This window comes from Massilia timonae CCUG 45783 (assembly GCF_000315425.1).
Taxonomy (GTDB): Bacteria; Pseudomonadota; Gammaproteobacteria; order Burkholderiales; family Burkholderiaceae_D; genus Telluria; species Telluria timonae.
The window spans coordinates 2,313,221-2,326,203 of sequence record NZ_JH992922.1 but is presented as its reverse complement, the minus strand read 5'-3'; the positions used below and the strand labels follow the sequence as shown (position 1 = coordinate 2,326,203).

Genomic DNA, 12,983 nt, shown 5'->3' with positions numbered 1-12,983 from the left:
CCCTCTGGGAAGGGCTGCGCGACGTGCGCGCCTCAGCTCTCACCCTTCAAGCACTACGCGAACTTGGAGACTGACGAGTTGTGTATAACGAGGTGCCTTCAATGACCTGTCCATCTTCTAATGTCACCCGATAACGCTGATTGCCAAGCGGCTCACCAGTCGATAGATCCGCCAACCGCACGCGCTGGTCATGTTCAACCATGTTCTTCGGCATGCGCATGGAAAGCGAACCTCCGTCACCAGCACCTGGAAACTCGGTTTTCGAAGATTTGACTGTGAAACTGCCAGTGCATTGATGCGTAATTGCGCCATCCCCGAGTGCCACTTGCGCACCTTGGGTCACAACCGTCACCTTCGGGGATTGCAAGACGATTTCTTCGGTGGCGGAAAGGACGATACGTTTCGCCGACGTGATCTCCACGTTCTCATCCTGCGCCTCGATTTCAACCTTTCCGCTTCCCGCAACCAACTTGGCCCCCAGTGAATGCGCAAACAAACTGATTCCCTGCAGGGCATGAAGGATCAACTTGCGTCCGGCCGAAACCTGCGTATTTCGAACGCTGACCAGATCGATATGGCTCTGCGCCCCAATCGCCACGCCCGCCTGACTACCCAGCAGCACTCCGGCCGGCGCTTCGATAGCGACAATCGGCTTCCCGCCCTCTCCCGACGCCGATCTGCCCGCTGCGTTGCTGCCATCCTCCCATTGCTCAAGATGCGACTTAAGCTGCGCCAGCGATTCTCCTTCGACTGCATCCGTCTCATGCGTCTCGGCCAGCTCTGCCAATTGCGTCTGTATAGTCGACAACGCCTCTGCGAGGCCAGCCAATCCATCGCGATCGAGCAACCGCCCCACAGCGCGCAGTGACACATCTGCACTGATAAGAATCCCTTGCCCGCCCCGCAAGGACAACGCTGCGTCAGTACGCAGTTCTGCACCTTCGCCACGCGACTGGGCCGAACCGTCACGCCTTGGCTGCGTGAGATAACCGAGATTCAGCTGGCTATGCGCGTGTTCGCTCCCAAGCTGCGCACTGATCTGCCCCGGCGTGTCGTCCATGCGAAGCTGATTGGCCCGCATCCCTTGCCCTTCCTTGCTCACGATTCCAGAAAGGTGCTTGTCGCCGGGAAGAACGCTATTGCGGCTGAACGAAGGTGACGGCGTTCGAGCGCCATGGACGTTCCCGATGATGAGGGGTTTGTCCGGATCGCCGCCCAAGAACACGACGACGACCTCGTCGCCGACGCGCGGCAGGGAGATAGCCCCATATCCGTTACCCGCCCACCCTGAAGCAACGCGCAACCAGGCCGAATCACGATCACTGCCGGAAGCGCCAGCGCCATCCGCATGCGCATGGTCTTCCGGCCGGCACGCAGGGAATCGGACCTTGATCCGACCACGCTCGTCGCAGTGGATCTCTTGATTCACAGGTCCGACCACGATAGCGGTCTGCGCCTCGGTTCGCGGAAGCTCGATGCGCGGATCGTAGGCGGGAACGATCGGGATCCCCCGCCGCACACACGTAAATCGGTTCGTGTAACGCACGCCGCGTTCAGCACTGGCATGCATCAAGGCGGCGCGATCGCCGCTCCAGCGGTTCAGGGCGAACAGACGCCCGGCCTTTTCGTCGAGCGTTTTCGGCAAGTTGTTTTCGGCTTCCACCCGCAGCTCGGTGCAGACGAATTCCCGTTGATCAGCTGGATGGGTATCGATCTCCGGATGCCCATCGATGCGACGCCACTGCCCAACCCGCATGTCCCGATCGCCGCTTTCTCCCTGGAAGAACTTGGCCTCGTATTCCTTGCGTTGCATGCGCAGCACGCCAAGGCTCCGATAGTCGTCGCCATTGTCACCAGCATGTGGCGAATCGATCAGGTACTCATCGAGACTGGCAGCGAACTGATTCCCCATCGCTCCCTGATCGACGAGACTCGTTTCCTGGCTAGTCATGGACCACGTCTGAGCGTAATCCCAGCTATGGCGATTGACACGTCCAGCCGTCAGGTTACGTACCGCATGCCAGGAGGTGATACTGTCGCGTTGCTCGGTACCGTGATCACGGTGGTAGCGCGCCGCACCGGCCGGATTCTGCTCCAGCGCGTTAGGACTATCGAAAAGGACCAGCGTATGGACCGGGACATCGCTGCTTCCTCGTTCATTCGAGGCGCCCGCCTTGATGAACCATGCGATACCCCGACGCTTCCAGAGACGCCGCAAGAAAGCAGCGTTGGATTCGTTGTACTGCATCGTAAACTCGCGTGGTGGATACTGCTTCAACCCGCCCCACTCGAAACGAAATGCGGCCGCCGCGATCGGATTGGCCTGGCGCCACTCGCGCAAGATGGTTTCGGTGATGTCGATCTCGTTGCGATTGCGGAAAACCCGTGTATTGCAGGTTTGCTCGAGCAGCGAAACAGCGTCCCGAATCATCAACTGGTAAGTTGCAAGCCCGCCGTCGCTCTGCCCTTCGATCACGCCACCGATGATCCCGCATACGGTACGAAGCTTGCCCGAGTCTGTCACGAATTGAAGTTCGACCGGATTGGCGATGAAGCGCTTGAGCTCCATGCCCGCCTGAAGTGACACGCACTGCAGCGCATATTCAATCCCCCCGCAGATCGTCTCGACCCCGCTGACATATTTCACCAGCAGCAGATCGTCGACGATACCGCTTGGGGTGGACAGACGCAGCCGTATGGCGCGGTTCATGTCGGTCAAACTACCAGCAGCGGCGGCAAACTTATCGATAATCACGGTATCCACCTCATGTGAGCAGTTCGCTAATGCCTATGAGCAAACCCGATCATAGCCATGGCACCTTTCCACGAGGTTGATGGTGCGCAACTCTCCACTGGCACCGCAGCCGGGCGCGCCTGCGCGTGGGACAACGAAAACCGGCACGTTCCGTCTTGTCCAAGTTGTAACGCGGAATTGCCAGTGCGGCGGGGCGTGCGGCCAGCGATTTGGATACACTGGCTCCATCGACTGTCGACGATGCGCCCCGCGGCGCAGTGTGACGCCATGCGCAATTTTTTCAACTCACACTGGAAAGTCATCCTCGCGATCCTGCTGGCGATCGTGCTGGCCCTGGTGACCCTCGACACCAGGTCGAGTGTGCCGCCGCTGGCGATGCGCCTGCAGATGCACACCCAGGCGCTGGCGTCCGCCGCGTCGGCCACGCCATACAGCGCGCTGCGCCATGTCGAAACCTCGTTGCGGCGCTACGGTTACTCCCCTCACGTACGGCAAGGCGGCGACGCGGCGCATCCGGGCCGCAGCATCGAGGTGGCGGTGTCCAGGCTGGCGCCCGGCGAGCGCCCCGCCCGCACCTTCATCGTCGGCGCCCACCTCGACCAGGATGCCCCTGCGGGGATCGCCGGCGCCGCCGCCGTGCTCGAACTGGCGCGCGCGGCCAGGACGCTGCATCCCGCCTACGGCACCGAAGTCCGCTTCGTCTTTTTCGTGAATGATGAACCTGCCGCAGGAGCGGACAGGCGCGCCATCGCCGCGCGCCGCGATGGCGGCAACTTCATGGCCTTCATTGGAACGCGCGAATCGTCGACCCAGGTGCGCCAGGCGCTGGCCGCCTTGCGCAACGATCCGATGCAAGCCCGGCAAGGACTGGCGGCGCCGGCCCACGTGATGGGACTCACCCTGTCGGGGCATGGCAGCGGGCCGGAAGACGGGCCTGCGCTGGTGATCACCGATGCCGGCTTCCTGCGCTTCCCTTATTTCCACGCCGGGGCTGAGCCCGACCAGGAGCAAAACCGGACGCAGGATCGCAACGACTACGACGGCATGGCGCGCATCGTGGGTGGCCTGTCCCGCACCCTGGAGGCGCTGGCCGGCGCGGTTGAAATCTAGGCCTTACTCGGCCAGGAACATCTCTTGCAGGTCGTTCAGGAAGCGCTGCCCCAGCTCGGTCGGCTTGATCAGCTTGTGGTCGCGGTAGATCAGCCCTTTCGCCTCGGCCTCGTTCAGCGCCTTCGTGATGGCGCCGATGTTCATGCCGGTGCGTTCGCCGAACAGGTTCGGATCGAAGCCGCCGGTCAGACGCAGCGCGTTGAGCATGAATTCGAAACCCATGTCGGCGCGGCCGATCTCGTGTTCTTCCTGCACCGGATTGCCGCGCCTGGCGGCCTCGATGAACGACGCCGGCTGCTTGAAGCGCGCCTGGCGCAGCACGCGGTGCGGGAACGAGAGCTTCGAGTGTGCGCCGGCGCCGATGCCGAGGTAGTCGCCGAACTTCCAGTAGTTCAGGTTGTGGCGCGCGCGCCGGCCCGGCTGGGCATAGGCCGAGACTTCGTAGTGTTCGTAGCCCGCGGCGCCCGTCACCTCGGCGATCATGTCCTGCATGTCGGCGCTCAGGTCGTCGTCCGGCAGCGCCGGCGGATACTTGGCGAATACCGTGTTCGGTTCCATCGTCAGGTGGTACAGCGACAGGTGCGGCGGCGCGAACGACAGCGCCGTTTCCAGGTCGCGCCGTGCCTCTTCCAGGGTCTGCGACGGCAGCGCGTACATCAGGTCGAGGTTGAAGTTCTCGAAGGTGTTCTTCGCGATCTCGACCGCGCGCAACGCTTCGTCACCATCATGGATGCGGCCCAGCGCCTTCAGGTGCGCCGGATGGAAGCTCTGGATGCCGATCGACAGCCGGTTGATGCCGCTCGCGCGGTAGCTCTTGAAGCGCTCGGCCTCGAAGGTGCCGGGATTGGCTTCCATCGTGATCTCGGCGTCCAGCTCCAGCGGCAGCAGGGTGCGCAGGTCGGACATCAGGCGGTCCAGGCCGGCGGCCGACATCAGGCTCGGCGTGCCGCCGCCGATGAAGACGGTGTGGATCTTGCGGCCCCAGATCAGCGGCAGCGATTGCTCCAGGTCGAGGCGCAGCGCGTCCAGGTAGGCCTGCTCGGGCAACTCTCCCTTCGCCTCGTGCGAATTGAAGTCGCAGTACGGGCATTTGCGCACGCACCAGGGCCAGTGCACGTACAGCGACAGCGGCGGCAAGGCGGAGAGGTTGAGCGCGCCCGGCTGCAGGTATTGCAGCGCGGCGCTGGCCGGCGAACGCGGCTCGCCCGGCCCGGGTGCGGCGACTTTAATCGGGATCATGTCAGGCGGACTTCAGTTTCTCGACCAGCGCGCGCAGCGCCTGGCCGCGGTGGGACAGTGCGTTCTTCTGTTCCGGCGCCAGCTCGGCGGTGGTCTTGCCGAGCGACGGGATCAGGAAATGCGGATCGTAGCCGAAGCCGTTCTCGCCGCGCGGATTGGCGATGATCTCGCCATTCCAACGGCCGTCGGCGATCACCGGCTGCGGATCGTCCGGATGGCGCACATAGACCAGCACGCAATAGTAATAGGCCGATTTGTCGGCAAGCCCTGCCAGGTCGGCGACGAGCTTCTGGTTGTTGCGGGCGTCCGATTTCGGCTCGCCGGCAAATCGCGCCGAATACACGCCCGGCGCGCCGCCGAGCGCATTCACGCACACGCCCGAGTCGTCGGCCAGCGCCGGCAGGCCGGTCAGGCGCGACGCGTGGCGCGCCTTGGCCAGCGCGTTCTCGACGAAGGTGCCGAACGGCTCTTCCGCCTCCGGCACGTCGAATTCGCCCTGCGGGTGCAGTTCGAAACCGATGGGGCCGAGCAGCTGGGCGAACTCCTTCAGCTTGCCGGCGTTATTGGAGGCGAGGATCAGGCGTTGGGTCATGGTTATGCGGGTTGGATTGGATAAGCCGGCTATTTTACCGGCTTCACACACCCCATGCAGGTCACAGGAGCCGCAAGGCCTGCTTCTGCAGGTGGATCAGGTCGGCGATGCCCTGCTGCGCCAGGTCCAGCAGGCGGTTCATGCCGGCGCGGTCGAACGCCGCGCCTTCGGCCGTGCCCTGCACTTCGATGAAGTGGCCGGCCTCGGTCATCACCACGTTCATATCGGTATCGCAATCCGAATCTTCCGGATAGTCGAGGTCGAGCACCGGCTCGCCGCGATACACGCCCACCGATACCGCCGCCACGAAATGGCGCACCGGGATCGCCGGAATCAGGCCGGCCGCCACCAGCTTGCCGAAGGCGTCATGGGCCGCCACCATGGCGCCGGTGATGCTTGCCGTGCGGGTGCCGCCGTCGGCCTGGATCACGTCGCAATCGAGGTGCAGCGTGCGCTCGCCGAAGGCTTCCAGGTCGAAGGCGGCGCGCAGCGAGCGGCCGATCAGGCGCTGGATTTCCTGGGTGCGGCCGCTCTGCTTGCCGCGCGCGGCTTCGCGGTCCATGCGGCTGTGGGTCGAGCGCGGCAGCATGCCGTATTCGGCGGTCAGCCACCCCTGGCCCTTGCCCTTCAAAAAGCCCGGCACCTTCTCTTCGATGCTGGCGGTGCAGATCACCCTGGTGTCGCCGAACTCGATCAGCACCGAGCCTTCGGCGTGGCGCGTGTAGTTGCGGGTGATGGAGACGGGACGCAGCTGGTCGACCGCGCGGCCGCTGGGGCGCTGTTCAAATGTCATGATGGTTGCTTTCTTGTTTGCTTATTTACTTGATGACCTGGGATGACTTCTCGATCGCCGCACGGATCTCGGCGATCGCTTTCTCGATGTCGTCATCGCCGAAGGCGTCCGCGCCACCCGGTGCGGACTCGGCCCCGACGATGGTCGACCTGACCATGTCCTCGCCCAGCAGCTGGGTCGAGATCACATTGGGCAGGCCGGCCTGCGCGGTGTCGGCGCCCTGCCAGGCGATGGCCAGCGCGGTCGTGTTGTCGGCCTGGGCGCCGCCGACGGCGGCCGCGGTCTGCACCATCGCGGGCACGGCCTGCACCACGCTGCCGGTCGCCAGGCGGTGCACGATCTCGGCCTCGGGCAGCATCGACCACAGGCCGTCGGAGCACAGTAGCAGCACGTCGCCCGGCTGCAGGCTGACCTGGTGCGACAGCTCGATCTTCGGCGCGCTCGAGGCGCCCAGGCAGTTGTACAGCTTGTTGCGGTCGGGGTGGGTCGCGCGCTCGCTCGGATCGGCGCGCCCGCGGTCGACCAGGTATTCGAAATGCGAATGGTCGCGCGTGCGCGCCAGCACCTGGTTGCGCCGCACCCAGTACAGGCGCGAGTCGCCGGCATGGGCCCATACCGCGCAGTTGTGCTGCACCAGGCAGGCGACGACGGTCGTGCGCGGCATCTCGGGCAGGCCGTGGGTGGCGGCATAGGCCTGGATGTCGTGGTGGGCCTGCAGCAGCGCTTCTTCCAGGAAGCGCTCGGGGCGTTTGACGTAGGGACGCGCCTGCATGCGGAACATCATCGACACCGTCTGCAGCGCGATGGTCGCGGCGATCTCGCCGTTCATGTGCCCGCCCATGCCGTCGGCCAGCAGGAGCAGCAGCGAGTCGCGCGTGAAGCAGTAGCCCATGCGGTCCTGGTTGACCTTGCGGCCGCCGATATGGCTTTGCTGGTAGACGGAGAATTGCATGATTACCCCTGGCCGCGCCCGAAGGCGCCGAGACGGTCGACGAGCGCGCGCCAGCCGCCGCGCGCCTGTGCCGGCGCCGATGGGGACACCGATGCGGACGCCACCGCGCGCGGCGCCGCCGGTGCGGCCTGCAGCGCTTTCTGGATCGCGAACACGCTCTGCGGACGCGCGAGCGGATCGAGCGCCAGGCAGGATTGCACGAGGTCGATCAGCTCGGGCGAATAACGTCCCACCAATGTATCCAGCTGCTCGAGCAGCCGGTCGCCGGCGCGCCGGGCCTCGACCGACTGCGGCGTCGTGGCGCTCATGCAGGCCAGCATGGCGGCGCCCAGGCTGTAGATATCGGTCCACGGTCCGAGGCTGGCGCCGCGCGCGGACAGCTCGGGCGCGGCGAAGCCCGGCGTGTACATCGGCGCCAGCATCGGCGCATCGCTGTGCAGGGTCTGGCGCGCGGCGCCGAAGTCGAGCAGCAAGGGGGAGCCGTCGGTGCGCAGGTAGATGTTGGCGGGCTTGAGGTCGAGGTGCAGCAGCTTGTTGGCGTGCACCTCGCGCAGGCCGGCGCAGACGCCCGTAAATACCTGGCGCACGAACCCCTCGCCCAGGCGGCTGCCCTTGGCGGCGGCGCGCGCGATGTGTTCCTGCAGCGAGTGCCCGGATTCGTAAGCCATCACCATGTAGACGGTGTCGTGGGCGCGGAAGAAGTTCAGCACGCGCACCACATTCGGGTGCACGATGCGCGCGAGCGCCCTGCCCTCTTCGAAAAAGCACTTGAGGCCGATACGGAACACGGCCAGGTGGGGCTTGGCGACGACGGGCACCAGTTCGCCCGGCTGGCGCAGCGCGAGCGCGCTCGGCAAATACTCCTTGATGGCGACCGCATTGCCCTCGCCGTCATAGGCAAGGTAAACAATACTGAACCCACCGGACGCAATTTTCTTTACAATGCGGTATCCGGCAATGTCCAGCCCATCGGGCAGGGGAGCGTTATTCTGTGCAGCCATCCAAGTGGGTTTCCTTGCTAAACAGGGCGATTGTGTGGATAAATGTCGGCTTTGTAAAGAATAAAAACCGGGGATCCCATTGAGCATTTCAAGCATGACAGGTTATGCGGTCGCCACCAGCGAAGGCGCTGCAGGAACCCTCACGATCGAAATCAAGAGCGTCAATTCGCGCTTCCTCGATCTCCAGTTCCGCATCAATGACGAATTGCGCGCGCTGGAACCCGACCTGCGTTCGGCGATCATGGCCGCGATCACGCGCGGCAAGGTCGAGGTGCGCCTGTCGTTCGGCCGCAAGGTCAGCGGCGGCTCCTCGGCACTGAACCAGGAACTGCTGGCCGACCTCGCCCGCCTGCAGGGCGAAGTCACGCGTCACTTTGCCCAGGCATCCCCGATGACGGTGGCCGAGCTGCTGCGCTGGCCCGGCGTCATCGAAGAATCGACGATCGGCCAGGAGTCGCTCCAGCTTGATGTGGCCGCCCTCACCGCCACCACCATCGCCGCTTTCGTCGACAGCCGCAAGCGCGAAGGCGCGGCGCTCGAATCGATGCTGCAATCGCGCATCGAATCGATGGAAGCCATCGTCAAGCGCATCACGCCGCTGATCCCGCAAGTCATTTCGCAATTCCAGCACAAGGCGGTCGAGCGCATGCAGGACGCCCTGGGCCTGGCCGGCCACGGCAATCCGTCGACGCTCACGCGCCAGGAAGTGCTGGAGCGGATCCGGCAAGAAGTGACGCTGTACGGCATCCGGATCGACGTCTCCGAAGAGCTGTCGCGCCTGTCGGCCCACCTGAACGAGACCCGCCACATCCTGAAAAAAGGCGGCCAGGTCGGCAAGCGCCTCGACTTCATGATGCAGGAACTGAACCGTGAAGCGAACACGCTGGGCGCCAAGGCCTCGGTCAAGGAGCTGGCGGATGCGTCGATGGAACTCAAGCTCCTCATCGAGCAGATGCGGGAGCAGGTGCAGAATCTGGAGTGATCCGGCAGTAAAAGATTTTTCGGCTGATCCAGGGCCGGTTGAACGCGTTGACGGGAAACCCGTCAACCCTACGTGGGGTTGGCGGCTACGCCGCCGACGCGTTCAGCGTTTACATGAACTACCGCGGCCCGCGCCGCACCAACGTATTGACAAAGGATTTACCATGCTCCCACACGCCTTCTCCGGCAGCCTGTTCATCGTCGCCGCCCCGTCCGGCGCCGGCAAATCGAGCCTGGTCAACGCCCTGCTGGCGCAGGAACCCGGCATCAAGCTGTCGATCTCGACCACGACCCGCAAGCCGCGTCCGGGCGAGCTGGATGGCGAGCATTACCACTTCACTACCGCCGAGGATTTCGTCACCCGCGCCGAACGCGGCGAATTCCTGGAATGGGCCGAGGTGCACGGCAATTACTACGGCACGAGCCGCCTGACCGTCGAACAAGAGATGAAGAACGGCACCGACATCCTGCTCGAGATCGACTGGCAGGGCGCGCGCCAGGTGAAGAAACTGTTCCCGGACGCGGCCGGCATCTTCATCTTGCCGCCGTCGATCGAGGCGCTGGAAGAGCGCCTGCACAAGCGTGGCACGGACGAGCCGCACATCATCACGCGCCGCCTGCTGGCGGCCGGCGGCGAGATGGCTCACGCTCCGGAGTTCGAATATGCTATCATCAACGAAGAGTTTAACGTCGCCCTGGCCGAACTGCAGGCGATTGTCAAAGCGACACGTTGCCGGTTCGCCCAACAGGCCGCCCGCAACGCTACGCTGTTTGCCCAGCTGGGAATCCACGCGCATCAACCTCAATCGTGATCAGCGCGCCATTCAGGCGCGCTTTTCACCGTTGTCGTTACCCGTTTTGAACTGAATTTTTTCGCATATCAGGAGCACACACATGGCCCGCATTACCATCGAAGACTGCCTCAAGAACGTCCCGAACCGCTTCCAGCTGACCCTGGCCGCTACCTACCGTGCTCGTCAGTTGCTGCAAGGCCACACCCCGAAGGTCGAAGCGAAAGACAAGCCGACCGTCGTCGCCCTGCGCGAAATCGCCGCCGGCAAGGTTGGCCTGGAAATGCTGAAAAAAGTGCCGATGTAATTCCCTTCGGGGTTGCCTGGATTAGCGTTATCCCGTCTTCTGTTATTCTGTGATCACTACGGCTTGACGATTTAACGTAATGAACCTGTCCCCAGATTCGACCAATACACGCAACCCTGCTGCTCCACGCGAGCGGCGTGCCGACAATCGTCCTCCCGATTACCTCGAGCCCGTCGCTCCCGGCGTCGCATCGGTCACGCAGCTGATCACGATGCTGTCCGAATACCTCACGCCCGCCGAACTCAAGAAGGTCAAGGAAGCCTACCGCTTCTCCGACGAGATGCACCTGGGCCAGGTCCGCAAGTCGGGCGAGCCCTATATCTCCCATCCGATCGCCGTCGCCGAGATCTGCGCCGAGTGGAAGCTCGATGCGCAAGCCATCATGGCCGCCCTGTTGCACGACGTGATCGAAGACCAGGACGTCAAGAAAGACGAACTGATCGAGCGTTTCGGCGCCCAGGTCGCCAACCTCGTCGACGGCCTGTCCAAGCTCGAAAAGATCGAATTCCAGAGCCAGCTCGAAGCGCAGGCGGAAAATTTCCGCAAGATGCTGCTGGCGATGGCGTCCGACGTGCGCGTGATCCTGATCAAGCTGGCCGACCGCCTGCACAATATGCGCACCCTGGGCGTCATGGTGCCGGCCAAGAAGCGCCGCATCGCCGGCGAGACGATGGAAGTGTACGTCCCCATCGCCCACCGCCTCGGCCTGAACAATATCTACCGCGAGCTGCAAGACCTCTCGTTCTCGCACCTGTATCCGCTGCGCTACCAGACGCTGTCGAAGGCGATCAAGGCCGCGCGCGGCAACCGCCGCGAAGTGGTCAAGAAGATCCTCGAGGCGGTCAAGAACCAGCTCGCGACCAGCGGCCTGCAGTTCGAAGTCTATGGCCGCGAAAAGACGCTGTACGGCATCTATAAAAAGATGCGCAACAAGCACCTGTCGTTCTCGCAGGTGCTCGACGTGTATGGCTTCCGCGTCGTCGTCGACAGCGTGCCCAACTGTTATGTGGCGCTCGGCACCCTGCACGCCCTGTACAAGCCGATGCCCGGCAAGTTCAAGGACTATATCGCGATCGGCAAGATCAACGGCTACCAGTCGCTGCACACCACCCTGATCGGCCCCTACGGCACGCCGGTCGAGTTCCAGATCCGCACGCAAGAGATGCACCGCACCGCCGAGAGCGGCGTGGCGGCGCACTGGCTGTACAAGACGGGCGACTCGAACATGTCCGACCTGCAACAGCGCACCCATGCCTGGCTGCAGTCGCTGCTCGACATCCAGCAGCAGACCGGCGACTCGGCTGAGTTCCTCGAACACGTGAAAGTCGACCTGTTCCCGGATTCGGTGTATGTGTTTACGCCCAAGTCGAAGATCATCGCCCTGCCGCGCGGCGCCACGGCCCTGGATTTCGCCTACTCGATCCACACCGGCATCGGCGACCACACGGTGGGCGTCAAGATCAACAACGAAGACCAGCCGCTGCGCACCGAGCTGCACAACGGCGACATCGTCGAGATCATCACCGACCCGGAATCGCGCCCAAGCCCGACCTGGCTCACTTTTGTGCGCACCGGCAAGGCGCGCTCGGCGATCCGTCACCACCTGCGCGCGATCGACGTCAACGAATCGGTCGACCTGGGGCAGGAATTGCTGGCCCAGGCGCTGGCCGTACGCAATATCAAGCCAGACCTGTCGGACGCCGTCATCGAGCGCCTGCTGGCCGAAACCTCGGCCAAGTCGATGGAAGAAATGTATGCCGACATCGGCATCGGCAAGCGCATGCCGGCCCTGGTGGCGCGCCATATCTTCGGCCTGATGGAGGGCGACCCCGAACTGCTGCCGTCGAGTAAACCCCTGCCCGCCAGCGAGATCGCGCCGGTCACGATCTATGGCAGCGAAGGCGTGGCGGTGCAACTGGCGCCCTGCTGCCTGCCGATCCCGGGCGACCAGATCACCGGCCAGCTGCGGCGCGACCAGGCGCTGGTGGTCCACACCTGCGACTGCCTGCCGGCCAAGCGCATCCGCGCCAAGGAACCGGACCGCTGGATCGCGGTGCAGTGGGGTGACGAGCTCAACCGCCGCTTCGACTGCCGCATCCGCCTGTTGATCAACAACGAAAAAGGCATTCTCGCCCGCGTGGCCGCCGAGATCGGCGAGTCGGACGCCAACATCACCTATGTCGGCATGGACGAGGATGACGAGCACAGCATGACGCAGCTGCGCTTCACGATCCAGATCAAGGATCGGGTGCATCTGGCGCAGTTGATTCGCAACCTGCGCCGGGTGGCGGGGGTCAATCGCGTGGAGCGGGAGCGGTCGTAACGATCGGCGACGTGCTTGACCACGTCGTTCCCGCGCAGGCGGGAACCCCAGTCTTCTGCCGCGAGTTAACATCAACCGTAGCCGTTGCTCGAGCGGTCTTGGGTTCCCGCCTGCGCGGGAACGACGCGCTGAGGATGTG

Annotated in this window: 11 protein-coding genes; 5 read left to right on the top strand and 6 right to left on the bottom strand. The window is 64.0% G+C overall.

What is annotated here, in order from left to right; genetic code table 11:
* Positions 1-46: 46 nt before the first annotated feature.
* Positions 47-2,755: a type VI secretion system Vgr family protein gene (locus HMPREF9710_RS09840; protein ID WP_005665939.1), complete on the bottom strand. Its 2,709-nt coding sequence runs from the start codon at positions 2,753-2,755 to the stop codon at positions 47-49.
* 267 nt (positions 2,756-3,022) lie between these two features.
* On the opposite strand from HMPREF9710_RS09840, the gene HMPREF9710_RS09835 reads away from it, so the two are divergent.
* On the top strand, positions 3,023-3,865 hold the full coding sequence (locus tag HMPREF9710_RS09835; protein ID WP_157225467.1) for a zinc-binding metallopeptidase family protein: 843 nt from the start codon (positions 3,023-3,025) through the stop codon (positions 3,863-3,865).
* 3 nt (positions 3,866-3,868) lie between these two features.
* On the opposite strand, the gene hemW is transcribed toward HMPREF9710_RS09835, so the two are convergent.
* From hemW to HMPREF9710_RS09810, 5 genes are all read right to left on the bottom strand, one after another.
* Positions 3,869-5,104 (bottom strand): radical SAM family heme chaperone HemW, encoded by a 1,236-nt coding sequence (hemW, locus tag HMPREF9710_RS09830; RefSeq protein ID WP_005665935.1) that lies wholly within the window; start codon positions 5,102-5,104, stop codon positions 3,869-3,871.
* A 1-nt stretch (position 5,105) separates the two neighbouring features.
* Positions 5,106-5,696: an RdgB/HAM1 family non-canonical purine NTP pyrophosphatase gene (gene rdgB, locus HMPREF9710_RS09825; protein WP_005665933.1), complete on the bottom strand. Its 591-nt coding sequence runs from the start codon at positions 5,694-5,696 to the stop codon at positions 5,106-5,108.
* Positions 5,697-5,757: 61 nt separating this feature from the next.
* Entirely contained in the window at positions 5,758-6,489 is a 732-nt protein-coding gene (rph, locus tag HMPREF9710_RS09820) for a ribonuclease PH (RefSeq protein ID WP_005665932.1), read from the bottom strand.
* Positions 6,490-6,514: 25 nt separating this feature from the next.
* Positions 6,515-7,441: a PP2C family protein-serine/threonine phosphatase gene (locus tag HMPREF9710_RS09815; protein WP_005665930.1), complete on the bottom strand. Its 927-nt coding sequence runs from the start codon at positions 7,439-7,441 to the stop codon at positions 6,515-6,517.
* Positions 7,442-7,443: 2 nt separating this feature from the next.
* Positions 7,444-8,442: a serine/threonine-protein kinase gene (locus HMPREF9710_RS09810; protein WP_005665928.1), complete on the bottom strand. Its 999-nt coding sequence runs from the start codon at positions 8,440-8,442 to the stop codon at positions 7,444-7,446.
* Positions 8,443-8,536: 94 nt separating this feature from the next.
* Between HMPREF9710_RS09810 and HMPREF9710_RS09805 the strand changes: the two genes are divergently transcribed.
* The 4 genes from HMPREF9710_RS09805 to HMPREF9710_RS09790 all read left to right on the top strand — a co-directional run bounded on the left by HMPREF9710_RS09805 (position 8,537) and on the right by HMPREF9710_RS09790 (position 12,844).
* A complete protein-coding gene (locus tag HMPREF9710_RS09805) occupies positions 8,537-9,424 on the top strand; it encodes a YicC/YloC family endoribonuclease (protein WP_005665927.1) in 888 nt (295 codons plus the stop codon).
* A gap of 163 nt (positions 9,425-9,587) precedes the next feature.
* Complete coding sequence (gene gmk / locus HMPREF9710_RS09800) at positions 9,588-10,235, top strand: guanylate kinase (RefSeq protein WP_005665925.1); 648 nt, start codon at positions 9,588-9,590, stop codon at positions 10,233-10,235.
* An 82-nt stretch (positions 10,236-10,317) separates the two neighbouring features.
* A complete protein-coding gene (gene rpoZ / locus HMPREF9710_RS09795; protein WP_005665923.1) occupies positions 10,318-10,521 on the top strand; it encodes a DNA-directed RNA polymerase subunit omega in 204 nt (67 codons plus the stop codon).
* Positions 10,522-10,600: 79 nt separating this feature from the next.
* A complete protein-coding gene (locus HMPREF9710_RS09790; protein WP_005665921.1) occupies positions 10,601-12,844 on the top strand; it encodes a RelA/SpoT family protein in 2,244 nt (747 codons plus the stop codon).
* The last annotated feature ends 139 nt before the right edge of the window (positions 12,845-12,983 follow it).